22 protein-coding genes and 1 tRNA gene are annotated in these 23,355 nt (G+C 64.0%); 16 read left to right on the plus strand and 7 right to left on the minus strand.

Annotation, left to right across the window (positions count from 1 at the left end; genetic code table 11):
* Nucleotides 1-12 precede the first annotated feature (12 nt).
* A tRNA-Thr gene (locus V6767_RS07840) sits at nucleotides 13-88 on the plus strand.
* Nucleotides 89-126: 38 nt separating this feature from the next.
* On the opposite strand, the gene V6767_RS07845 is transcribed toward V6767_RS07840, so the two are convergent.
* The 3 genes from V6767_RS07845 to V6767_RS07855 form a co-directional block, all read right to left on the minus strand.
* Nucleotides 127-495 (minus strand): helix-turn-helix domain-containing protein, encoded by a 369-nt coding sequence (locus V6767_RS07845; RefSeq protein WP_448472951.1) that lies wholly within the window; start codon nucleotides 493-495, stop codon nucleotides 127-129.
* Nucleotides 495-860 (minus strand): type II toxin-antitoxin system RelE/ParE family toxin, encoded by a 366-nt coding sequence (locus V6767_RS07850; protein ID WP_448472952.1) that lies wholly within the window; start codon nucleotides 858-860, stop codon nucleotides 495-497. Before V6767_RS07850 ends, V6767_RS07845 begins: the two co-directional genes overlap by 1 nt.
* A gap of 138 nt (nucleotides 861-998) precedes the next feature.
* A complete protein-coding gene (locus V6767_RS07855; RefSeq protein ID WP_448429917.1) occupies nucleotides 999-1,781 on the minus strand; it encodes a helix-turn-helix domain-containing protein in 783 nt (260 codons plus the stop codon).
* A 111-nt stretch (nucleotides 1,782-1,892) separates the two neighbouring features.
* Between V6767_RS07855 and V6767_RS07860 the strand changes: the two genes are divergently transcribed.
* The 6 genes from V6767_RS07860 to V6767_RS07885 are packed head-to-tail and all read left to right on the plus strand — an operon-like array spanning nucleotide 1,893 to nucleotide 7,658.
* Nucleotides 1,893-2,837 (plus strand): DUF6282 family protein, encoded by a 945-nt coding sequence (locus tag V6767_RS07860; RefSeq protein WP_448463846.1) that lies wholly within the window; start codon nucleotides 1,893-1,895, stop codon nucleotides 2,835-2,837.
* A 37-nt stretch (nucleotides 2,838-2,874) separates the two neighbouring features.
* Nucleotides 2,875-3,852 (plus strand): fumarylacetoacetate hydrolase family protein, encoded by a 978-nt coding sequence (locus tag V6767_RS07865; RefSeq protein WP_448472953.1) that lies wholly within the window; start codon nucleotides 2,875-2,877, stop codon nucleotides 3,850-3,852.
* Nucleotides 3,853-3,905: 53 nt separating this feature from the next.
* On the plus strand, nucleotides 3,906-4,922 hold the full coding sequence (locus V6767_RS07870; RefSeq protein ID WP_448472954.1) for an NAD(P)H-quinone oxidoreductase: 1,017 nt from the start codon (nucleotides 3,906-3,908) through the stop codon (nucleotides 4,920-4,922).
* A complete protein-coding gene (locus V6767_RS07875) occupies nucleotides 4,922-5,395 on the plus strand; it encodes a MaoC family dehydratase (RefSeq protein WP_448472955.1) in 474 nt (157 codons plus the stop codon). The genes V6767_RS07870 and V6767_RS07875 overlap by 1 nt, the downstream gene beginning before the upstream one ends.
* Nucleotides 5,392-6,906 carry a class I adenylate-forming enzyme family protein gene (locus V6767_RS07880; RefSeq protein WP_448472956.1) on the plus strand — a complete coding sequence of 505 codons (1,515 nt, stop codon included), beginning with the start codon at nucleotides 5,392-5,394 and terminating at the stop codon, nucleotides 6,904-6,906. The genes V6767_RS07875 and V6767_RS07880 overlap by 4 nt, the downstream gene beginning before the upstream one ends.
* Nucleotides 6,903-7,658: an SDR family NAD(P)-dependent oxidoreductase gene (locus V6767_RS07885; RefSeq protein WP_448472957.1), complete on the plus strand. Its 756-nt coding sequence runs from the start codon at nucleotides 6,903-6,905 to the stop codon at nucleotides 7,656-7,658. Before V6767_RS07880 ends, V6767_RS07885 begins: the two co-directional genes overlap by 4 nt.
* A gap of 21 nt (nucleotides 7,659-7,679) precedes the next feature.
* On the opposite strand, the gene V6767_RS07890 is transcribed toward V6767_RS07885, so the two are convergent.
* Together V6767_RS07890 and V6767_RS07895 are read right to left on the minus strand one after the other, a co-directional pair.
* The gene (locus V6767_RS07890; protein ID WP_448472958.1) at nucleotides 7,680-9,170 is read right to left on the minus strand and encodes a M81 family metallopeptidase; all 1,491 of its coding nucleotides are present in this window, start codon (nucleotides 9,168-9,170) and stop codon (nucleotides 7,680-7,682) included.
* A 29-nt stretch (nucleotides 9,171-9,199) separates the two neighbouring features.
* On the minus strand, nucleotides 9,200-9,676 hold the full coding sequence (locus tag V6767_RS07895; RefSeq protein ID WP_448472959.1) for a hypothetical protein: 477 nt from the start codon (nucleotides 9,674-9,676) through the stop codon (nucleotides 9,200-9,202).
* Between the two features lie 248 nt (nucleotides 9,677-9,924).
* Here V6767_RS07895 and V6767_RS07900 point away from each other — a divergent pair, with 248 nt between their 5' ends.
* From V6767_RS07900 to V6767_RS07920, 5 genes are all read left to right on the plus strand, one after another.
* Nucleotides 9,925-10,788 carry a MurR/RpiR family transcriptional regulator gene (locus V6767_RS07900; RefSeq protein WP_448472960.1) on the plus strand — a complete coding sequence of 288 codons (864 nt, stop codon included), beginning with the start codon at nucleotides 9,925-9,927 and terminating at the stop codon, nucleotides 10,786-10,788.
* Between the two features lie 43 nt (nucleotides 10,789-10,831).
* The gene (locus tag V6767_RS07905; RefSeq protein WP_448472961.1) at nucleotides 10,832-12,763 is read left to right on the plus strand and encodes a beta-N-acetylhexosaminidase; all 1,932 of its coding nucleotides are present in this window, start codon (nucleotides 10,832-10,834) and stop codon (nucleotides 12,761-12,763) included.
* Between the two features lie 8 nt (nucleotides 12,764-12,771).
* The gene (locus V6767_RS07910) at nucleotides 12,772-14,235 is read left to right on the plus strand and encodes a M81 family metallopeptidase (protein ID WP_448472962.1); all 1,464 of its coding nucleotides are present in this window, start codon (nucleotides 12,772-12,774) and stop codon (nucleotides 14,233-14,235) included.
* A gap of 141 nt (nucleotides 14,236-14,376) precedes the next feature.
* The gene (locus tag V6767_RS07915; RefSeq protein ID WP_448472963.1) at nucleotides 14,377-15,570 is read left to right on the plus strand and encodes an MFS transporter; all 1,194 of its coding nucleotides are present in this window, start codon (nucleotides 14,377-14,379) and stop codon (nucleotides 15,568-15,570) included.
* Nucleotides 15,567-16,277 carry a copper homeostasis protein CutC gene (locus tag V6767_RS07920; RefSeq protein ID WP_448472964.1) on the plus strand — a complete coding sequence of 237 codons (711 nt, stop codon included), beginning with the start codon at nucleotides 15,567-15,569 and terminating at the stop codon, nucleotides 16,275-16,277. The genes V6767_RS07915 and V6767_RS07920 overlap by 4 nt, the downstream gene beginning before the upstream one ends.
* A gap of 3 nt (nucleotides 16,278-16,280) precedes the next feature.
* Here the strand turns inward: V6767_RS07920 and V6767_RS07925 are convergent, their stop codons facing one another.
* Entirely contained in the window at nucleotides 16,281-17,327 is a 1,047-nt protein-coding gene (locus V6767_RS07925) for an alanine racemase (RefSeq protein ID WP_448472965.1), read from the minus strand.
* A 34-nt stretch (nucleotides 17,328-17,361) separates the two neighbouring features.
* Nucleotides 17,362-18,156, minus strand: a complete 795-nt coding sequence (locus tag V6767_RS07930; RefSeq protein WP_448472966.1) for an SDR family oxidoreductase — start codon at nucleotides 18,154-18,156, stop codon at nucleotides 17,362-17,364.
* A 190-nt stretch (nucleotides 18,157-18,346) separates the two neighbouring features.
* Here V6767_RS07930 and V6767_RS07935 point away from each other — a divergent pair, with 190 nt between their 5' ends.
* The 4 genes from V6767_RS07935 (at nucleotide 18,347) to tsaE (ending at nucleotide 23,303) form a co-directional block, all read left to right on the plus strand.
* Nucleotides 18,347-18,733, plus strand: a complete 387-nt coding sequence (locus V6767_RS07935) for a RidA family protein (RefSeq protein ID WP_448472967.1) — start codon at nucleotides 18,347-18,349, stop codon at nucleotides 18,731-18,733.
* Nucleotides 18,734-18,857: 124 nt separating this feature from the next.
* Nucleotides 18,858-20,090 (plus strand): MFS transporter, encoded by a 1,233-nt coding sequence (locus tag V6767_RS07940; RefSeq protein ID WP_448472968.1) that lies wholly within the window; start codon nucleotides 18,858-18,860, stop codon nucleotides 20,088-20,090.
* 256 nt (nucleotides 20,091-20,346) lie between these two features.
* Nucleotides 20,347-22,863, plus strand: coding sequence for an ATP-binding protein (locus V6767_RS07945; protein ID WP_448472969.1), 2,517 nt, complete (start codon nucleotides 20,347-20,349; stop codon nucleotides 22,861-22,863).
* Complete coding sequence (tsaE, locus tag V6767_RS07950) at nucleotides 22,860-23,303, plus strand: tRNA (adenosine(37)-N6)-threonylcarbamoyltransferase complex ATPase subunit type 1 TsaE (RefSeq protein WP_448472970.1); 444 nt, start codon at nucleotides 22,860-22,862, stop codon at nucleotides 23,301-23,303. Before V6767_RS07945 ends, tsaE begins: the two co-directional genes overlap by 4 nt.
* The last annotated feature ends 52 nt before the right edge of the window (nucleotides 23,304-23,355 follow it).

Below are 23,355 nucleotides of genomic sequence, written 5' to 3' on the forward strand. Positions count from 1 at the left end.
AACCGCGTTCGGGCCGCTTTAGCTCAGTTGGTAGAGCACATCATTCGTAATGATGGGGTCACGTGTTCGAGTCACGTAAGCGGCACCATTTTACCTTTACGATTGTCCGAAATCGCCGGGCCGCTCTCAACGCGCAATATCCTGGGCGCGATTCTGCCTTCGCGGTACGTCCGAAAGGCTTTTTTCGCCGATGCCTGCGAGGCGTACAGGGGCGTGGTCCTCGAATTTCACGACCAGTTCCAGCTCTCCGCCGAGAGCCTCCACATAATCCCTGAGCGTCGAAAGCAGGAAATCGGAACGTTTTTCAAGCTGCGCGACCGATACCTGCCTCTTACCCATTTTCCTGCCGATATGCTCCTGAGTCATGTCAAGCGCCTTGCGAAGCTTCTGAAGCGTATCATACTCCTCGAGCAACTCTTTCGCCCGCAGATCGGATGCGGCGATCATCTCGGGAGTCATGGTTTCGGCAAAAACGTCTTCGGCGGACTTCGTCATCACTTTTTATCCTTCCTTTTCAATGCGTGCAGATGGGCTTCGTAGCGCTTGTCAGCCGTGTTGATCAGTTTCTTGTAAAATTTCTTTTCGCTCACGCCCGATTTGTCGGCGGCGACGAGAACCACGGCCTTTCGTTCGGGGTCGAACGCGAAGGCAGCCCTCCAGACGCCACCCGCCGCATCAAACCGAAGCTCCTTCATGTTGGCGTAGCGCGAACCGTTCAGCGTATCTGCCCGGGGACGCCCAAGTTCGGGGCCGCGTTCGGTGAAGAGCAACACCATGGCGCGCAGCTCGATCTTCACCTCGCTGTCGAATGTGCGGAAATCGTCAACGAAATCATCGTCAAAAACCACTGTCCATGCCACAAATATAGCCTTCAGTTTATATAATTTCAAGGCTATAAACTTAACAGGGGTAAGGCTTTAAAGCAACCTGAGATTTAGTGCTGCGTCTCCTGCCACACGTTAAACGAACACGCGGTTGGGAAACGCCTAGCTGCGCTCTCACACTAGCGCGCTGCTCTTCAACCGCGTCAAATCCCGCGTGATCTCCTTCGAGGCTGACTTCAGCACCGGGGCGTAGCGGTCGCAGGCTTCGCGGTGGGAGGAGAAGGCGGAGCGGAAATAGGTGAGGCCGAGGCTGGCGACCACGCGGCCGGAATCGTTGAAGACCGGCACGGCGAGCGTATCGGAATTGCGCGGCTCGACATGGGTGGCGCGGGTGGCATACCCCCTGGCCTTTGTCATCGCGACCAGCCGGTTCATCTTTTCCGGGTTGCGGGCAAGCTCGTTTTCAGGGTCTTCCGAGGTCTGCAGCATGCGCAATATCAGCCCCAGCTCCTCCTCCTCGGCAAAGGCGAGATAGGCAAGGCCCAGCCCGCGGGTGATCAGCGGCAGGCGCATGTTGACGGTCTTGTGGAACGGCGAGACCGAGCTGTCCGGCACGGTCGAAAACCGCACCACCACGGCATCACGATCCAGAAGCGCGATCGAGACCGGCCATTGATGCTTGCGGGTGACGGCCACCGCCCAGGGTCGACCGGCCTCCACCACCATCGGCTCCTTGTGATAGCCCGACGAGAGCGAGGCCACCAGCGCGGAGAGCTGATAGCCGCCGACGCGCGGATCGTTCTCCACATAGCCCGCCTGTTCCAGCGTCTTCAGAATGCGCACCAGCGTCGGCTTCGGCAGCTTTGTGCGCTCGTGCAGGCTGGCGATGGATGTGTAGGGTTGCAGGTTCATTTCCTGCAGCACGCGCAGTCCGCGCTCAATCGAACGTATGCTCACCTTCTCCTCCCGGTCAGCGACGTTTCGTCTGTCGAAACGAGATGGGTTTGCGCGTTGTCGGCGCAAATTGTCAAGCCCTATACCTTTTTCCAGCAAGACAAGGAGACTGGCATGGCAGACGTTGGGGCGGAGAACAGGGAGAAGGCGCGCGCGCTGATGGCAACGATCGATGACGGCGTCGTCGACGGGCTGATGAAGGGGGCGGTGGATCTGCACGTCCATTCCGGCCCCTCCACCATGGCACGCCAGCTCGATCATTTCCAGGCCGTGGAACAGGCGGCAGCCGCCGGCATGCGCGGCATCATGTTCAAGGATCATCACTATTCGGTGGCCCCCTTTCTGCCGATCATGGAACGGGTGCTCGGGCATCTCAACGTGGCGATGTATGGCGGGCTGGTGCTCAACAACACCACCGGCGGGTTGAACCCTTATGTGGTCGACGCCCAGCTCAACCAGGGCGCAAAACTGGTGTGGATGCCGACGGCGCAGTCGGCGAACCACATTCGCTCCTCCCACCGCAAGAGCCGGCTTGCCTCCAATGTCCAGCTCAAGAAGTCGCCCGGCATCACCGTGCTCGATGCCTATGGCGACATTCTCGACGTGGTGAAGGAGATCCTCGATTCGATCGCCGCCTTCGACGCGATCCTGTCATCGGGGCATCTGCATATCTACGAGATCTGGAAGCTGTTCGAGGAGGCCAAGAAGCGCGGCGTCAAGCGGCTTCTGGTCAACCACCCGATGTACGGCCTGCACTTCACCTATCAGGATATCACCGAGCTCGCCCAGTTCGGCGCGCTGATCGAGCAGTCGGCCTGCCTCTATATCGACTCGCGCTTCAACGTGTTTTCCCCCGACGAGCTGAAGGAACACATCCTGGCCGCCGGCGTGGAACATTCCTCGATCGGCTCCGATCTCGGACAGGTGGATAATCCCTCGCCGGTGGAAGGCATGCGCCAGGCGATCAAGATGTTGCTCGCTCTCGGCTTTTCCGAGGACGAGGTGCGCCTGATGGTGCGCGACAATTCCGCAAAGCTCGTCGGTCTCGACCTCGGCTGAGCCGTCAAAAAAACAATCCGCCTCAGGAGGTTACCCCGTGAAACTAGGCATGATCAATCATCAGGGCCGGGCAGCGCTCGTCGCCCAGAAGGACGGCAAGCCGGTGCTGCTGTCCGCGCTTTATGAAAGCGCCGGTCTCGGCGAAGCGCCGCGCTCGATGCTCGACCTGATCGAGGACGGCAGGCTCGCCGAGGTGCGCGCGGCACTCGAAAAGGGCACGGCCGAGCCGCTCGATGAAGCAGCGCTTGACTGGCTGCCGCCGCAGCCGCGCCCCTCCAAGGTGCTCGGCGTCGCCTTCAACAATATGGGCATCCGCAAATCGGCGCACCGCGATCCGGGCGTGCCGAATTTCTTCCTGAAGGCGCCCTCCTGCCTCACCGGCCACAACAAGCCCATCATCATGGAAGAGCATTTCGGCGAGACCATACCGGAGCTCGAGCTTGCCGCCGTGATCGGCAAGCGCTGCCGGAAGGTGAAGGTGGAGGAGGCGAAGGACGCGATCTTCGGCTTTTCGATCATCAACGACGTCACCTCGCACGGGTTGAAATTCGGCATGGATTCGATCGCCACCACCCGCGAGAAGGACCTGATCCGCCCGCATCATCTGGCCTGGCGCAACCGCAAGGGCGAGGACGACAACGACGTCTATTTCGTCTACCACACCCGCTCCAAGGCGACCGACACGTTCGGTCCGATGGGCCCGTGGATCACCACCGCCGACGAGGTGAGAAACCCCGATGCGCTGGAGGTGAAGGGCTGGTTCGACGGCGAACCCTTCGCGGTCGACTCGACGGCGAGCTATCGCTTCAAGGTCGCGGAAGTGATCGCGGAGGCAAGCCGCTACTTCACGCTCCTGCCCGGCGATATCATCTGCTTCGGCACCTCGGCCAAGGGCGTTGGCAACTTCCCCAATGGCCATCGTTCGGTCAATATGCACAAGCTTTCGGGCGTGATCGACATCGAGATCGAGGGGCTCGGCCATCTGTCGAACCCCGTCGTGCACGACTGGACGTAAGCTGAAACGACGCATGGCGCGGCGCCTGCCGCTCCATGCCGGGAGGAGAAGCCATGCGGCTTGTGGATATTCAGGGCGCCGGGGGACCGGAGGTGCTCGCGATTATTGACGGGCCAAAGCCCGAACCGAAGCCCGGCGAGGTGCTGATCCGGGTGATTGCCGCCGGCGTCAACCGGCCGGACGTCCAACAGCGGCGCGGCCTCTATCCGCCGCCGCCGAACGCCTCGCCGATCCCGGGGCTCGATGTCGCGGGCGAAATCGCCGCGATCGGCGAGGGGGTGACCGGCTTCAGCGTTGGCGATCCGGTCTGCGCGCTCGTCAATGGCGGCGGTTATGCCGAGTTCTGCACCGTGCCGGCATTGCAGTGCATGACGGTGCCGCGCGGCCTCACCTTTATCGAGGCCGCCTCGCTGCCGGAGGTCTATTTCACCGCCTGGAACAACGTCATCTGGCTGGCGCGTTTGGCCGAAGGCGAGAGCCTGCTGGTGCAGGGCGGCACCAGCGGCGTCGGCATGGCGGCGATCCAGATCGCCCGCAAGCTCCGCAACGCCATCGTGTTCGCCACCGCCGGCAGCGAGGAGAAGCTTGCCGTGTGCCGTGAAATAGGCGCGCAGCATGCGGTCAACTATCGCGGCGACTGGGCAGCGGAGCTTCGCGCGCTGACCGACGGTTTCGACGTCATCCTCGATGCCCAGGCGGGACCTTACACACAGAAGCAACTCGATCTTCTGAGGTCCGATGGCCGGCTGGTGTTCATCGCCAGCCACCAAGGCGAGACGGCAGAGGTCAATATCCGCGCGATCGTGCGCCGGCGGCTGACGCTGACCGGCTCGACGCTGCGTCCGCGCTCCGCCGCATACAAGGGCCGGATCGCCGCCGAACTGGTGCGCGAGGTCTGGCCGCTGCTCGAAAGCGGGGCAATCCGCACCCGCATCCACAAGGTCTTCGCCTTTGACGATGTCCGCGCCGCCCATCAATTGATGGATGGCAACGAACAGATCGGCAAGGTAGTGCTCGCTGTTGACGAAGCGCGTGCCGGAACGGCGCCGCGCGAAAGGGGAGAAAACTGATGCTGACGGTCGAACATGCCCGTGATCTCGCAAACCATGCCGGACAAAGGCTCGGGCATTCCGAATGGGTGGCGGTGACGCAGGACGCGATCTCCGAATTCGCGCGGCTGACCGGCGACGATCACTGGATCCATGTCGATGTCGCGCGCGCCGCCCGCGAAATGCCCGGCGGCAAGACCATCGCCCACGGGCTTTATCTCGTCGGCCTGATGCCGCGCCTGCAGCGCGATATCTACCGGATCGAGCGGCGCGGGCGCGGGCTCAATTACGGCTATGACAGGATGCGCTTCGTGATGCCGGTGCCGGTGGGAAGCCGCATCCGGCTGGCGCTGACGCTGGTCGAAGCCGGGGCGCACCCCAAGGGCACGCGGATCGTCAACGACGCGGTGATCGAACTTGAAGGGGACGAGCGCCCGGCGATCGTGGCGCGGCATATCCTGCTGATCGAGGATGCGGCGGGAGACGGCGCATGAGCGCGGAAGGCGGCCTGATCGCGGCCATTCTTGCCCATGCCGAGGCCCGGCCGGAGGACACGGCGCTCTTCTGCAATGGCGAGAGCGCGAGCTGGCGGCAGTTGCGCGACGATGTTCTTGCGACAGCCGGCGCGCTTTCGGTGCGTTGCGACGGGAATGTCGGCCGCATCGCCCTTCTGGGCACCGCCGATATCGGGCTCGTCACCGCCTATCTCGCCATCATCGCCGCCGGCGGCTGCGCCGTGCCGCTGCCGGCGTCCGCCCATCCCGATGCGCTTGCCGGCATGCTCGCCGATTGCGATCCGGCGCTCGTCTTCGTTCAGGATGGCCATGACCCGCCGACGGCCGATGCCGGGCGCGTGGTGAAGCTTGAAGCCAATGCGGCGGGCGGCGTGCCGGCGGATTTCCGCAACGAGGCCGCGCCGCTTGCCGCACCCGTCACCGCTGATCCCGATGCGCCCTTCAATATCATCTATTCCTCCGGCACCACCGGGCGCGCCAAGGGCATCGTCCATCCCCATCGCATGCGCTACCGCCAGGCGGCGCGCACGCTGTTCGGGCTCGATGCCGGCTCCACCATGCTGCTCGCCACGCCGCTCTATTCCAACACCACGCTGATGCCGATGCTGTCGGCGCTGTTCCACGGGGCCCGCGTGGCGCTAATGCAGAAATTCGACGCCGAGCGCTATCTCGATCTCGCCGAAAGCCTCCGCGCCACCCACACAATGCTGGTGCCGGTGCAATACCAACGCATCCTCGCGGCCGACAGTTTCGGCAAGCGCGATCTTTCCGCCTTCAAGGTCAAGCAGTCCACCGGCGCGCCGCTGCCCGCCGCCGCCAAGCGCGCCCTTGTCGACACCTGGCCGGGCGATTTCTTCGAGGTCTACGGTCTGACCGAGGGCGGCTGCACGGCGATCCTCGATGCGGCGCGCTATCCGGACAAGGCCCATACTGTCGGCAAACCTGCCGCTGGCAACACGATCCGCATCATCGACGACAACGGCAATGATGTGAAACAGGGCGAGCGCGGCGAGATCATCGGCCGCTCGGCGATGATGATGTCCGGCTATTTCCGCAATGACGAGGCCAACCGCGCCTTCTACTGGCGGGACCCTGACGGCACGCTCTATCATCGCACCGGCGATATCGGCATGTTCGACGAGGACGGGTTCCTGGTGCTTCTCGACCGCAAGAAGGACATGATCATTTCCGGCGGCTTCAACATCTACGCCTCGGATCTGGAGGAAAAGCTGCTCTCCCATCCGGACGTGCTGGAAGCGGCGGTGATCGCGATCCCGAGCGAGAAATGGGGCGAGACGCCGCTCGGTTTTGTCGTGGCGAAGGCGGGGGCGACGCTCGAGCCGGATGCGCTCCGTGACTGGGCCAATGCGCGGCTCGGCCGAATGCAGAAGATCTCTGCCGTCGAAATCCGTGACGCGCTGCCCCGCAATTCCGGCGGCAAGGTGCTGAAGCAGGACCTGAAAAAGCCCTATTGGGAGACGGTTTCATGAGCGACGACGTATTGCCGGTCCGGCCCCGCGTTGCCGTCATCACCGGCGCTTCCGGCGGCATCGGCCGCGCGACCGCGGAACGGCTGGCGGCGCTCGGCGCGTCGGTGGTGATCGGCTATCACGGCAACCGCGAAAAGGCCGCGGCGCTGGCCGCCGCACTGCCCGGCAATGGCCATGTGGCCCTTCGGATCGCGATTGAGGAGGCCGACAGCATCGCTGCAGCGGCCGATATGGTGGAGACGCGCTTCGGCGCGGTCGATCTCCTGGTCAATAATGGCGGCACCACCGAGGTGGTGCCGGCAGGTGATCTCGACGGCCTCACCGACGACCTGTTCGACAGGATCACGCGGGTCAATCTGCGCGGCCCCTTCGCTATGGTCCGCGCCTTCCGCCCGCTGCTTTCGCACGGGCATGACGCGGCGGTGGTCAATGTCTCCTCGATTGCCGCGCGCACCGGGATGGGCAGCAATCTTGCCTATTGCGCGGCCAAGGCCGGGCTCGACGCGCTGACGATCGGCCTTGCCAAGGCGCTGGCGCCGGATATCCGCGTGTTCTCGGTCTCGCCCGCCGGCGTCGACACCGGTTTCGTGCCGGGCCGCCCGCGCGAAAAGCTGGAAGCGATGGCGAAAACCCTGCCGCTCCAGCGGATCACCACGCCCGACGACGTCGCCCGCGCCATCATCGCCTGCGCCACGCTCCTCACCAGCTCCACCGGCATCGTCGTCCCCGTGGACGAAGGCCGGCATCTCTGAGGCGGCGTTCCACCGAACCCGTCACCCCAGGCCGACGCCGCGCTCCGCCACATCCAGCCCATGCGGATCGTCCACCATCGGCCAGATATCGCGCCGTGCATATTTATAGGCGGTGAGCCTCGGATTGTTGGGGTAGGGCGTGCCGGCGGCGCAGTAGATGATCTCCTTAGAAATCCGCGAAAACGCCGCGTGGAAATGGTTGGTCGACTTGATGACCAGAATGTCCTTTTCCAGCGGATCGATGCCCATCGCGGTAAAAAGCGAGGGGTCGTAGCTTTGGGCGCGCACGGTGTTGAGGATGATCTCTATGCCCTCAAGCCGCACCGTCACGGCCGGGCCGAACGGCACGATGCTGTCGCCGAAGCGCATTTCGGCATGGGCATTGATCTTTTCCACCCGCACGGCGCCGTCGATCGGCGCGCCGGTGCCCGGCGCTGATTTGGCGCCGATCCGCAGCGGAATTTCCGCGCCTTCGCCAGCGGCCATGGCGATGCTGACAGCAACCGGATCCCAGATCGTGCCGACCGCGGTGTTGGTTGCCCCCTGGCGCAGCAGTTCAGCCAGCACCACCGTGGCGTCGCCCGCCGTGCCGCCGCCGGGATTGTCCCACATATCGGCGATCACAACGGGATGGTTTTTCGATTGCAGCGCCTGGCGCACGGCCTGGGTTTCGTCGATCTCCGGCATGCGGAAGGTGCCGCGCTTTTCGAACAGCGCCATGCCGAGCTCGCGCGCCAGCCGTTCGCCCTTTTCCCGATTGCCATCGGTGACCGCGATCATCTTGGTGCCCATTTCCGGCACGTCGCCGGCCATGAAGCCGTGGATCACCGATAGCGACAGGATCTCCGGATCGACCTTTTCCAGCGATATCAGCCGATCGACGAAGCCGCGCATCGGGTCGCGCGAGGTGGGAAACACGTCGATCATGCGACAGTCGAACACCGACATCACCGGTTTCACCCGGCCTTCCAGCGTATCGAGCGCGATCCGCCACAGATCGCTGGCGCGTTCGACGAAATCGGTATGGGGAAATTCCTTGAAGGCGACGAAGAAATCGGCGGCCGCGACCCGTTTTGCCGTCAGATGGCTGTGCGGGTCCAGCTCGGCGCAGACCAGAATGTCCGGTCCGACGATCTCTCTTATGCGCGTCAGCAGATCGCCCTCGGGGTCCTGATAGCCGGCGGCCACCATCGCGCCGTGCAGGCCGAGCACGACGGCATCGACGGGGAGCGCGGCGCGCAACTGGCCGAGGATTTCGTCGCGCAGGCCCTCATAGGCCTGGCGGTTGACGAGGCCGGCGGGATCGGCCCAGGCGGCGGTGCCCTCGATCAGCTCGAAATTGCGCTCGCGGGCAAAGAGGCGGCCGACCGTGACCGGCGCGGTGCACAGCGTCGGCGTATCGGGGTGCGTTCCGGGCGAAGCATAAAAAGAGGCGATGAAGGCGGAGCGATCGATGCAGATCGGCGAAAACGTGTTCGATTCCGTTGCCAGCGCCGCCGTGAAAATCCGCATTGTCCGTTCCCCCCTGCCGTTTGTCCGATCTAAAACGGATGCGGCAGGTAGCCGGTAAAGCCGGCGATCTTCCAGCGGCCGTCTTCGCGCCGACAGTAATAAAGCGTCTGCCAGTTCATGCTGTCAAATCCGCCGTCGGCGCGCTTGATGCCGCCGTCGAATTTCTTGCGCACCAGCGCGCTGTCGCCTGAAATCTCGATCTCCTCCAGCCTTGTCGCGTTGAAGATCGCGCTGCGCGGATCGCCGGCATACTGGCCCTTGGCGAACTCCTGCGCCTGGCGCACCCACTCATCGCGGTAATGATCGAGATCGGGAAAACCGAGCCGCCAGTCGTCCGGGTTGCGCTGCCGCCCGGCATCGAGCGCGAAAAAGCCGACCGTGACGAAATCCTCGGCGACCATCGACCAGTCGGCGGCAAGAAAGGCGTCGATATCGCGCGGCACCAGCATCTCCCAGATCGCGTGTCGGTCCTGATCGGAGAAGGGGTTGGCGAAGGGATCACGCATTTTGGGCCGTCTATCTAAATTTTTTTCGTGAATGGGGATTTTCTCTAGCCAGAATTCCGTTTTTATGGTGCCATGTCAACGAATAAAGAAAATAATTTGCATAGAGCATCGGGCGAAAAAGTGGAATCCGGTTTTTCGATAACCCGATGCGTCAAAACAAAGAGCCCGACCTTCCTGAAACTTTGCGCTAAGCTGGCTCGGATTCAGGAACGGCGCCTGGCGCCGGCATAGGGGGAGTGTCGCAGGACATGGATATTTTCGCGGTCCTACAGGAGCAGCAGGATCAGTTTTCGCAGGCCGAGAAGCGCATCTGCGATATCCTGCTCAATGATTTCGATTTCGCGGTCAACGCCTCGATCGTGGAGCTCGCCGAACGCGCCGGCGTTTCCGCGCCGACGGTGACCCGGTTCTGCCGTCGGCTGTCCTGCCAGAACTTCGCCGATTTCAAGGTCCAGCTCGCCAAGACCGCTTATGTCGGCGTGCGCTATCTCAATCCGGAGGCCAGAAGCTCGGGCGCGTCCGAAGTCGCCGCCGATGTGGTCACCAAGGCGCAGAACGCGCTGTTTTTGATGCACCGCGCGCTCGATCTCGACGCGGTCGAAAAGGCATCCGCCATGATCGCCGATGCACGGATGATCTATGCCTTCGGCGCGGGCGGCAATTCCTCGATGATCGCTGCGGAGCTGCAGAACAGACTGTTCCGGCTCGGCAAGCAGATCACCGCCAGTGCCGACCACTCGATGCAGCTGATGATGACCTCTGCGGCGGATCCACGGGACGTGATCGTCGGCTCCTCGTTTTCCGGCCGCAACCACGAGCTTGCCCGCACGCTGGAGATCGCAAAGCGGGCGGGGCTTAAGACGGTGGCGCTGACCCAGAGCGACAGCATCGTCGCGCGCGCCGCCGATTGCGTCATCGGCATCGACCTGCCGGAGGGCGAGAATATCTTTCGCCCGACATCGACCCGTTTCGCCTATCTGGCGGCGATCGACATTCTCGCCAATCTGGTTGCCTATCGCACCCGCGACCATGCCGCCACAACGCTTCGCAACATCAAAACCCAACTCGTCCTTCACCGCGACAAGGAAGACAGCCAGCTTCTCGGCGACTGATCTTTCTCGCGCGGTAACACCACGCATAAACAAAGAGGGGTCCATGACCAACGCCGCGTCCAGTTCCTTATTCCGTCTCGAAAATGCATGGCGTCCGGTTAAGGGCGACCCCACCGGGGCGCTCGATTTCCGTCTCGTCAATCTCTCCGACGCGCCGATTTCCGGATTTTCACTCGCCTATACCTCGCTCACCCGGGTGAGCGGCGTCTCGAAGTTTGAAAACGCGATCTTCATGGAGCGCAACGCCAACTACCACGCCTTCAAGGCGCCGGACGGCCTCGTGCTTCAACCCGGCGAGAGCTGGTCGTTCTCGGTGGTCGGGCTGACGCGCCCGGCCAAGCACCGCACCGATGGCGCCAAGTCCGCCTTTCTGATCCTTGAGGACGAACGCTATCTCGATGTCGCCTGCGACGATCTTATGCTCTCCGGCGGCGTGGCCGAGCGCCCGCGCCCGCTGCTGCCGGAAGGCAAGCTCGAAGAGCCCTGGTTCATCCTGCCCTGGCCGGCCGCGCTCTCGCTCGATCCGGCGGAAGAGCCGCCGGTGGCGCTTTATCCTGCCGAAGGGACTGCTCTTGAGGCCGTGAAATCCGTCGATGGCGTGATCGCGCTGTTTTCCCGCCTGTTTGAAAGCGGCCATGTGCCATTCAGCCTTGTGCCCGTCGAGGGCGGTCAGGCGATCGTCTTCGAGACCGATGCGAGTATGGGAAAAGAATCCTATGCCATCGGCTTCGGCGACACGATCACGATCCGGTCTGCGACCGCCACCGGCCGCCAATACGCGCTGACCGTGCTGGCGCAGATGCTGTCGGCCGCCCGTGAAAAGGGGTCCGCTTTCCGCTTCCCGGCCTCGGGCACGATCGAGGACGCGCCGCGCTATGGCTGGCGCGGCACCCATCTCGACGTCTCGCGCCAGTTCTACGAGACCGCCGATCTTCTGCGCCTTCTCGATATCCTCGCCTGGCACCGGATGAACATCTTCCACTGGCATCTGACCGATGACGAAGCCTGGCGGCTGGAAATCAAGGCCTATCCCGCGCTGACGGAAATCGGCGCCACCCGCGCGCCGGGAACGAAAATGCCGCCGCAGCTCGGCAATGGCGCAAAGCCGGTGCGCGGGTTCTATAGCCAGGACGATGTCCGCGCCGTGGTGTCGCACGCGGCCGCCCTCGGCATCGAGGTCATTCCGGAAGTCGATATTCCCGGCCATTCGACCGCCGCCCTTGCCGCCCTTCCCGAGCTTGCCGACGGGCAGGAGGCGCCGGAGAGCTATCACTCGGTGCAGGGTTTTCCCAATAACGCGCTGAACCCGGCGATCGAGGAGACCTATGCGTTTCTCGTCAAGGTGTTCGACGAGATGGCCGAGCTTTTCCCGGCCCGCTACATTCACATCGGCGGCGACGAGGTGGCCGACAATACCTGGCTTGCCTCCCCGCTCGCCCGCGCGCTGATGGAGAAGGAAGGGATCGACGGCACGTTCGGCCTGCAGTCCTATTTCATGAAGCGTATCCAGAAGATGCTTGCCGAACGCGGCAAGACGCTTGCCGGCTGGGACGAGGTCTCCGATGGCGGCGGGGTTGAACGCGAGGGCACGCTGCTGATGGCCTGGCAGAAGCCCGAGGTCGGCATCGCGCTCGCCAAAGACGGCTATGACGTGGTGATGACGCCGGGCCAGGCCTATTATCTCGACATGGTGCAGGACGAGGCCTTCCAGGAGCCGGGCGCAAGCTGGGCCGGGACAGTGCCGCCCGAGCACAGCTATCATTACGAGGCCGAGGGCGATTTTCCCGAGGAACTGAAGGCCAGGATGCGCGGCGTCCAGTCCTGCATCTGGAGCGAGCACTTTCTGTCGCGCGGCTATTTCAATCATCTCGTCTTCCCGCGCATTTCGGCGGTGGCCGAGGCCGGCTGGACGCCGAAGGCGCGCAAGAACTGGCTGCGGTTTGCAGCCCTTGCCCCGAAAAGCCCGAAACTGTGAGGCGAACAATGACGTTCAGGATCGCTGTCGGCGGCATCCACACCGAATGCTCGACCGGCAACCCGGCGCTGATGACGGCGGAGAATTTTCGGGTTCTCGAAGGCAATGCGCTGCCGAAGGCGGAGTATTTCAGCTTTCTGCATGATGCGAAAAATGTCGAAATCCTGCCGCTGCTCCATGCCCGCGCCGTGCCGGGCGGGCCGGTTTCGGCCAAGACCTATCAGGTTTTCAAGGCCGATTTCCTGAAGCGGCTGAAGGCGAGCCTGCCGCTCGACGGGCTTTATCTCGCCATGCATGGCGCGATGAATGTCGAGGGCATGGATGATGCCGAGGCCGACTGGATTTCGGCGGCGCGTGAGACCGTCGGGCCGGATTGCCCGATCGCCGTTTCCTACGATCTCCACGGCAATGTCAGCCAGACGATTATCGACCAGATCGACATCTTCGCGGCCTATCGCACCGCGCCCCATATCGATGTGCGCGAGACCATGGCGCGGGCGTTCTCGATGCTGGTGAAGTCGCTCGAGACCGGGGTTCGCCCCGGCGTGATCTGGGCACCGGTGCCGGTGCTTTTGCCGGGTGAGCGGACCTCCACCGAGGATGAACCCGCCGCATCGCTCTATCGCAAGCTGCCCGATATCGACACCCGTGCGGGCATCTGGGACGCCAATCTGATGGTCGGCTATGTCTGGGCCGACGAGCCGCGCGCCACCGCCTGCGCAGTGGTGACGGCGACCAACGGGGCGGCGGCCGAGAAGGCGGCGGCTGAAATCGCGCTCGCCTACTGGGATGCCCGCGAGGACTTCGCCTTCGGCCCCGTCACCGGTCCGCTGGAGGAAATGCTGAAGATCGCCGAACAGGCGGACACGAAACCCGTCATCCTGGCCGATTCCGGCGACAATCCCACCGGCGGCGGGGTCGGCGACCGCGCTGACGCGCTTGTGGCGCTGATCGCACGCGGCTTCGACGACGCCCTGATCGCCGGCATCGCCGACCGGCCTGCGGTGGAGGATTGTTTCGCCGCCGGCGAGGGCGCGGTGCTCGACCTTTTCATCGGCGGCACGCTCGATGACAAGAGCCCGTCGGCGACCGCCGCGGCCCGCGTCATCCGCCTCGATGATCCGGCTGGCCCCGACGAGCGGCAGGCCGTGGTCGAAACCGGCGGTATCACCATCGTGCTGTCGGCAAGACGGCGTCCCTACCACAATATTGCGGATTTCGCGCAGCTTGGCCTTGATCCCAGAGCATTCCGGCTGCTCGTGGTCAAGTCCGGCTATCTCTCGCCCGAGCTTGCGCCGATCGCCAATCCGAACCTGATGGCGCTCACCGATGGCGCGGTCAACCAGGATATCGAGGCCCTGCCCAACCGCAGGCGGCGCGGGCCGTGCTACCCGTTCCAGCGCGATTTCGCCTATGCGCCCGAGCCGCGCCCCTCGAAGCGGTGGAAGACGGCGCACAACGGCGGTGAATGAACCATGGGCGTTGCGGCGCTGAAAAGACATCGGCGCCGCCTGCCGGCAACAGCGAGAGAGGCTTTCGCGACGGCGCGATTGCGGATATTGCGCTGGTCGATATCTTCCGAAAACGCCTCTTCTCCGACGGCCTGAACCTCGATGACCAACACAGCCTCGCTTATCCTGAAAAACCCGGCGATCCGCATATCGGCGGCAGGCGTTTTCTGCTTCGGCTTCGCGGGCGCTGCAACCTCGCCCTATCTCTCGGTCATCGGCATTCAGGAACTCGGTATGAGCGACCGGGCCTATGCGCTGGTGATGGCGGCGGGCGCGCTGATCTCGGTTGCGGCAAGCGTGCTGATCGGTAATCTCACCGACCGGCTCGGCAGCTACCGGCTGATGCTGGCGCTCTGCGCTCTCTCGGGTTTTGTCGGCTTTACCGGCGTCTACCTTCTGCCGTCGATCGGCAGCTTCGCGCTGGCGAAGGTGGCGTTCATTCCGCTGTTCACGGCGCTTTATCCGCTGCTGTTCGCCAATGTCCGCACCGAAACGGCAGGCCTGCCGTCGGCGGAGGTGGCGTCGGTCAATTCCGGCATCAGGGCGGTCTTGTCGCTTTCCTGGGTGCTGGTGCCGGGCGTGGTCGGCGTCGCGCTCGCCGAAAGCAGCAATATGTTGCCCGCCTTTCTGTTTGCCGGTCTGGCGTCGCTCGCCTGTCTCGCGCTGTTCGTTTTCGGCATGGCAAAACCGGACAAGGCGCTGAGGGTGCGGCCGGCTGAGTCCTTTTTCAGGGCGTTCGCGGCGTTTTCGCAGCGCGGGCTGTGGCTGCGCCTGCTGGCGGTCTCGCTGATCACGGCCATGCTGCATATGAACGGCGCGGTGCTGCCGCTGATCGTCACCGATCAGGCCGGCGGCGCGGTCGCCGATGTCGGCGTGCTGGTCGGCATCGTCGCCGGTCTCGAGATCGTGTTCATCATCGGCTGGGGCTATGCGGAACGATACGTGTCGCAGCTTGCGATCTTCGTCGTTGGCACGGTGATCTATGCGCTCTATTTGTTCCTGCTCGGCAATATCACGGCGGTGTGGCAGGCCTATGCGCTGACCGGGATCGCGGGCCTGGGAGCAGCGGCGATCATCTCGATCCCGGTCACCTATCTGCAGAACCTGATCGCCAACAAGGCCGGGCTTGGCGCCTCGCTGATATCGGTCAACATGTTCGCGAGCGCCGGCATCGCCGCGGCGCAATTCGCAATCGGCACCAAGGTGACCGGCTATGCGGGAACCGCTATCTTGTCCGCCGCCGCCGGGTTCGCCGGCGCGCTGCTGGTGTTTTCTCTCGACCGGAGACGCTCATGACCCCAATCCTTGAAATCTGCGTCGGCGATATCGGCGGGTTTGATACGGCGGTGGAAGCCGGCGCGGACCGGATCGAATTATGCGCGGCACTCGACCAGGGCGGGCTGACGCCGTCCGCAGGGCTGATCGAGCTTGCCGCTGGCGCGCCGGTGCCCGTTCATGTACTCATCCGCCCCCGCGCCGGCGGCTTCGTCTATTCGGCGCGGGAGTTCGAGACCATGCTGCGCGACATCGCCTTTTGCCGGGCGGCGGGCATTGCCGGCGTGGTGATCGGCGCGCTCGACCGCAATCACGATCTCGACGCGGATGGGCTTGCGACCCTCATCGCGGCGGCCCAGGGCATGGATATCACGCTCCACCGCGCCTTCGATCTCACCCGCGATCCCTTCGCGGCCCTTGAAACGGCGGTGGCGCTTGGCATTCCGCGCATTCTCACCTCCGGGCAGGAACAGCGCGCCAGCGAAGGCCGCGAGCTGATTGCCGAACTCGCAACGGCGGCGGACGGACGGATCGCGCTGATGCCGGGCGGCGGGCTCAACTCCGAAAACGCCCATCTGTTTCTGGCGATCCCGGGCGTCAGCGAACTGCATGCCTCCTGCACGATGCGCCATCAGGCCGAGGCCTTGAAGCTGCAGGGGTTCGAGAGCGCTGCCCCCGGCCGCACCGATGCCGCGGCGATCCGGGCGATGAAGGCGGCGATGGCCTGAGGTCTATCGCGTCAGGCCGCGGGCATCCACCGGCCATTCGCTGATCTCGCCATCGGCCTCGACCCAGATCGCGTCATGCAGATTGGTCACCGGGCAGACATGGTTGGGCACGATCCGCAGCCGTTCGCCGATTTCGGGCTTGGCGGCGCAATTCGAAAGGTCGACCATGCCATGCTCCTCGCTCAGCCGGTCGATCACGGCATCGGGATAGGCGCGGATCAGGCCATGGCCCGGCCCGCCCTTGCCGGAGGGATCGCTGGTCAGCGATTTCGAGCCGGCATCGATGATCGCGCGGTTTTCCTCCGGGCAGCTCACCACGGTGGCAATCACATCGAAGGCGCAATCGGAAAGGCTGGCATGGCCCGCGCCGATCATCATCCTGTCGTTGTAGATATAGGTGCCCACCCGAAGCTCGTCGATCACGCCGAGTTCATGGACGCTGAAGGCATCCGGCGTGCCGCCGCCCGAGACCATCGGGATCGCGATTCCTGCCGCATCGAAGGCCGTGCGGGCGGCGTTGACGAAGGCGACGGCATTTTCGTTTGCCGGATAGGTCATCAGCCCTGCAAAGGTGAGATGCGGCGTATCGGTGATCTTGCGGGCAAGCGCCAGCGCGTCCTCGACCCGGACAACGCCGGTGCGTTTGGCGCCGCTGTCGAATTCCACCAGTAGGTCGATCGGATGGCCAGCGCTCGCGGCCGCCTCGGCGGCTGTGGCAAGGGCCTGCTCGCTGTCGATCGCAACGGTCATCTTCGCCCGCGCGGCAAGGGTCGCCAAACGTTTCGCCTTGCCGATCAGCGGATAGGAAATCAGGATATCGTCGATCCCGGCATCGGCCATCACCTCGGCCTCACCGAGCTTCTGGCAGGTGATGCCGCGCGCTCCGAGCGCGAGCTGGCGCTTGGCCATGGCGATGCTTTTATGGGTCTTGATATGCGGCCTCAGCCGGATGCCGTGGCTATCGCAATAATCCTGCATCCGCTTCAGATTGGCATCGACAATGGCGAGATTGACGAGCGGGGCGGGGGTTTCGAGTTCTTCAAACGTCACATTGTTTCCTTTCGGCGCGGTCCTGCGGATCGGCTCAGCGATCTTCCAGCGTCAGTTCGCGCGCCATTTGCAGATTGCCGGCCATCAGCCCGCCATCGACCGGCAGTGTTACGCCGGAGATGAAGCCGGCATCGTCGGAGGCAAGGAAGGTCACCGCCTTCGCGATGTCAACGGGCTTGGCGACGCGGCCAAGCGGATACCATTTTGTGAGACCGTCGAGCACGTCGGGCTTTTTCGCGATCCGGGCATCCCAGGCGGGTGTCTGCACCGTGCCGGGGCAGATGATGTTGGCCCGGATATTGTGTTCGCCGTATTCGGTCGCCATGGTTCGCGTCAGGCTTTCAAGCCCGGCCTTTGCGGCGCTGTAGGCCGGCTGGCCGAGCGTGGTGAGCCCGTTGACCGAGCCGATCACCACGATCGCGCCGCGGCCGGCCGCCTTCATGCCGTCGATCACCGCGCGCACGGTGTTGAACGTGCCGGCGAGATTGTCGGCGACATCCTCGCGGAAACTTTCGGGCGTGGTCTTGTCGAGCGTGGGCGAGGTGCCGCCGACAAAGGCGTTGGCGACGACGATATCGACCGGGCCAAGTTCGCCGGTCGCCGCGTCAACGGCCGCTTTGAAGGCCTCGTAGTCGGTGATGCTGGCGGCGGCACCCGCGACGGCATGGCCCTCGGCCTTGAGGGAAGCGACCGCCTCGTCCACCTTGTCGGCGCGGATATCGCTGATGATGACGGCGGCGCCCTCGACCAGGAAATCTTTCACCACCGCCGCGCCGACGCCGCCGACGCCGCCGGTGACGAGCGCGACCCGCCCTTCAAGTCGTTTCATCCGGCCTCTCCTCTGGTTCGGGTTGGTTTACCGATGCATAGCCGATGGATCGGGATCGGGAAAGCCTTCGTTGGAGAAGCTGGCCGCAGCCCTGCTACGACGCCTTGGCGCGTTGCGCGAAGCGGTTTTTCTGTGGCAGGTGTGTTGGAGAATGACGGTCCATTTTGACAACCCGAAGAAAGGCTTTTCCATGAGCAAGATCGAGCACTTTCACGCCGCAGGCGGCGCGAACAATCCCGCACCCCTGAGCCCCGCCGTCCGGGCCGGCGATTTCGTTTACGTGTCCGGCCAGGTGCCGACCCTTGCCGATGGCTCGGTGGTTGCCCATGACGTCGAGACGCAGACCGCGCAGGTGATGCGCAATATAGAAGAGGCGCTGAAGCTCGCCGGCTGCGAACTCTCCGATATCTGCAAGACCACGGTGTGGCTGCACGACGCCCGCGACTTCGCCCGGTTCAACAAGGCCTATTCCGCGTTTTTCGAACAGGGCAAGTTCCCGGCCCGCTCGACCACCGAAGCGCGGCTGATGATCAATATCCTGGTCGAGATCGAGGCGGTGGCCTACAAGCCGGTCTGACATGGCGGCTGGTTATACCAAGGACCGATACATCACTGAAACCTTGGTTATCCTTCAAATCTATTCACTGTTCTTATGGCGGAAACGCTGCTAGATCGGAATTTTCGGAGGGTTTGAGGGACAGATGCGCGGGCAATCGGAAACCACCCAGAACATGACCAGCATCATGGTCGCCGGCGGGCTCGTGCTGGCGCTGTCCTTCGGAGTGCGCTCGGTGCTCGGCGGGGTGATCGAGCCGCTGTCCAACGACCTGTTCGGCGGGCGGCTGGAAATCTTTTCGATCTCGCTCGCGATCCAGAACCTGGTGTGGGGGCTTGCCCAGCCGTTTTTCGGCATGCTGGCCGACAAATATGGCGACCGGCGCGCGATGTGGCTCGGCTTTGCCTTCTATGTGCTCGGCATGGGCATTTCGATCATCGGCACCACGCCCTTTGCCCAGCATATGGGCGCGGGCGTGCTGGTGGGCATGGGCATTTCCGGCACGGCCTTCGGTACCGTGCTTGCCGTCGTCGGCCGCGCCGCGCCGCCGGAAAAGCGCGGCTTCTATCTCGGCGTGGCCTCCGCCACCGGCTCGGCCGGGCAGGCGATTCTGCCGTTTCTGGTCGCCTTCCTGATCACCCATTTCGACTGGCGCATGACGATGGCGATCCTGACGGCGCTGCTGGTGCCGATGGCGTTCGCGATCCCCTTCCTCAAGGTGAAGCAGGCGCCCGGCACAAGCGCGCCGCCGCCGATCGATCTGCCGCAGACCCTCAGGCAGGCCTTTGGCCACACCAGCTTCCTGATGCTGGGGCTCGGCTTCTTCGTCTGCGGCTTTCACCTTGCCTTCATCACCGCCCACCTGCCGACCTATGTGCAGAATTTCTGCGCCGGCACCGGCATGTCGCCCTCGCAATTGCGCGGGCTCGGCCTGCAGGCGCTGGCGCTGGCGGGTTTCGGCAACATCTTCGGAACGCTGCTCGCCTCCAAGCTCGGTAATATCTTCGCCAAGCCGCATGTGCTGGCGGCGATCTATGCGGCGCGAGCCGCCGTCATCCTCGTCTTCATCTGGCTGCCGCTGACGCCCGCCTCGGTGCTGATCTTCGGCATGCTCATGGGCGGGCTGTGGCTTTCCACCGTGCCGCTCACCAGCGGGCTGATCGTGGTGATGTTCGGCCCGCGCGCCATGGGCACGCTGTTCGGCTTCGTATTCCTGAGCCATCAGCTCGGCGGGTTCACCGGGGTCTGGCTCGGCGGCGCGTGGTTCGATCGCTACGGCAATTACGACATGATCTGGTATGCCGCGATCGTGCTCGGGCTTGTCTCGGCGCTGGTGCATCTGACGGTGCGCGAACGCCCGGCCCCGGCTTTCGCCTGAAAGCCGGTCTCGTCTCCTTTTAAGACTTCCGAAAGCATGTCCGCATAATCTGGCAAGACGCCCGCCGGAACGCAGGCGCTTGCTTTATTTCCGCCGGACTCTTTTCGCGGATTCGTCAAGCGTCTATGTTTTGAAGGGGCGCGATTCGGCAATCGGCCGGATCTTCACGAACATGAAATGCCTTGGGGCAAAGCCGCTTCGAAAAGGCGGCGCTGCCTCGACAATGGCGATTCCGCCGGTAGCGCGGATCGCCGGAATGACGGATGGATTGATGGGCCGGGGCGGCAGTCACAATAACAAGCGGCATTCTCGCGTCGGGCGGCAGGCTTTTCGTCTGCTTCTGGCCGGCACCGCGCTGTCGCTGACGATGGCTTCAGCCTTTGCCGCTGAGGCCGCGCCGCCGATGCTTTCCTCGCGCGAGGTCATGGCGCTTGCGACCTTTGGCGGCATACTGGCAGCCACCGTGCTGTCCACCCTCTGGTTTATGCGCCTGCGTGGCCGCACCGAGGCGGAAAACCAGCGTCTTGCCGCCGAGCTCGAGGCCGAGCGCGAGCGGATTTCCAATCTCAAGGCGCTGAACGCGGAGAAGAACCGCCGCATAATCTTCTGGGAAGGTCCCGACAGCGAACCGGAATTTCTGGGCGCGCTTCCGGACGAGGCCGGCGCCCCGGAAGACGACAACGCGTTTCTCGCCTTTGCCGACTGGCTGTCGCCCGGCAGCACCAAGCAGCTCGATACCGCTATTGCCGCCCTGCGCAACCGCGCCAAGGCCTTCGAGATGCTGGCGGAGACAAAGGGCGGCTACGTGCTGGAAGTGATCGGCGGCACCACCGGCGGGCGCGCCCATGTGCGCTTCGGCGCGCTGGAATCGCTGCGGGCGGAACTCGCCGAGCTGAAGCTGGAACACAAGCGCGCCAAAGCCGCGCTGTCGCGGTTCGAGACGCTGTTGAACGGCGTCGACGCGCCGGCATGGCAGCGCGATGGCGAGGGCCGGCTCACCTGGGTGAACCGCGCCTATGCCGCAGCCGTCGAGGCGAAGGACGCCGAGGACGCGCTTTGCGAAAACCGCATGCTGCTGTCGGCCGCTACCCAGGAAAAGCTTGATGGCAAAATCCGAACCGGCGAGGCCTTCAAGGGCCGCCAGCCCGTGGTGACCGCCGGCGAGCGCGCCTTCTATGATCTCACCGAAGTACCGACCGGCGATGGCTCGGCAGGACTTGCGATCGACGTCTCCGCCTTGCAGGCGTCCGAGACGGCGCTGGAACAGACGCTGGAAAGCCATGCCGATACGCTCAACCATCTCAATACCGCGGTCGCGATCTTCGACGCCGACCGGCGGCTGAAATTCTACAATCAGGCCTTCGAGAAACTCTGGAAGCTCGATATGGGCTTTCTCGAAAGCCATCCCGACAATGGCGAACTGTTCGAGCGCCTGCGCGCCGACGGCAAGCTGCCGGAGCCGCATCAGTGGCGCGAGTGGAAGGACAAGGCGCTGTCGGTCTACCATTCCGTCGCGCCCTATAACGACCTCTGGTATCTGCCGAGCGGCGAAACGCTCTCCGTCTTCGCCTCCGCCCATCCGCGCGGCGGCACCACTTGGGTGTTTGAAAACCACACCGAGCAGGTGGCGCTCAAGACCCGCTACAACACGCTGGTCAAGGTCCAGGGCGAGACCATCGACCATCTCTCCGAAGGGGTCGCGGTGTTCGGACCCGACGGGCGGCTGAAGCTTTCCAACCCGGCCTTTCTCGGCCTGTGGCGGATCGGCGAGAACGAGGCCGCGCCCGGCACCCATATCCGCGCGCTGATGCAGATCGGCGAGAAGGATGAGGAAGCGGCCAAGGGCTGGCGGCTGTTTGCCCGGATGATCACCTCCTTCGACGACGAGCGGGTCTCGCGTCAGGGCCGGCTGGAACTTGCCTCCGGCGTGGTGCTGGACTATGCCGTGACGCCCCTTCCCAACGCCCAGACCATGCTGACCTTCGTCAACAAGACGGATTCGGTCAATGTCGAGCGCGCGCTGACGGAAAAGAACGACGCGCTGCGCAAGGCCGAGGAACTCAAGAACGCCTTCCTCGAACATGTCTCCCACGAGTTGCGCACGCCGCTGACCTCGATCATGGGCTTCGCCGAGCTGCTGAAGTCGTCCGAGATCGGGCCGCTGACGGCGCGCCAGAGCAATTATGTCGATCACATCGCCAATTCCTCCTCGGTGTTGATGACCATCGTCAACGACATGATCGACCTGAAATCGGCCGATGCCGGCATCCTGCAGCTTGAATGCGACCGGATGTCGCTCGACGACCTTATCGATTCGGTCGCCGAGGATATTTCGAGCCGGCTGCAGGAAACCGGGGTGACGCTGGAAATCACCGCGCCGCCGAAGCTCGGCGAGATCACCGCCGATTTCCAGCGGCTGAAACAGGTGCTCTTGAAAATCCTCGGCAATGCCATCCGCTACGCGCCGCGCGGCTCGATCATCGCGCTGTCGTGCTGGCGCGAAAATGGCGACTTCGTCTTCACCGTCACCGATAGCGGCCCCGGCATCAGCGACGACGCGCTTGAAAACGTGTTCTCCCGCTTCGAATCGGGCGGCCGGCAGGCGCAATATGCCGGCGCGGGCCTCGGCCTTGCGATCGTCGAGAGTTTCGTCGGCCTTCATCACGGCAAGATCTTCATTGATTCCGAAGCGGGCGCGGGCACCACCGTGTCCTGCCGGATTCCCGATGCCGTCGGCGAGAAGCGCTCCGCTGACATTATCGCTGCAGAATGAGCAGCTTCTTTCTCCCCGACGAAACCGCCACCATCGCCTTTGCCGGGCGTCTCGCGCCGCTTCTGACGGTAGGCGATTGTCTGCTGCTCGACGGCGATCTCGGCATGGGCAAGTCGACCTTCGCCCGCGCGCTGATCCGCGCCCGAACGGGCGTTCGCGACCTCGAAGTCCCGAGCCCGACCTTCACGCTCGTGCAGGTCTATGACGGCGACCCGCCGATCTGGCATTTCGACCTCTACCGGCTTTCCGACCCCGACGAACTGATCGAACTCGGCATCGACGAGGCGCTGGAGGATGGCTTGAGCCTTATCGAATGGCCGGACCGGGGCGAGGGGCTGCTGCCGAAGGACGCCTTGCGGCTGGCCTTTGCCGAGGAAGGCGCGGGGCGGCGGGTGCGGCTTACGGGTGCGCGGGCCGGGGACCTGGCGGCGGCGCTGTAGGCGTCTCCAGCTTCTCCGGCATCGTGTTTTGAGGAAGCGCTGTCTCCCCTCA

Source organism: Martelella sp. FLE1502 (assembly GCF_053484255.1).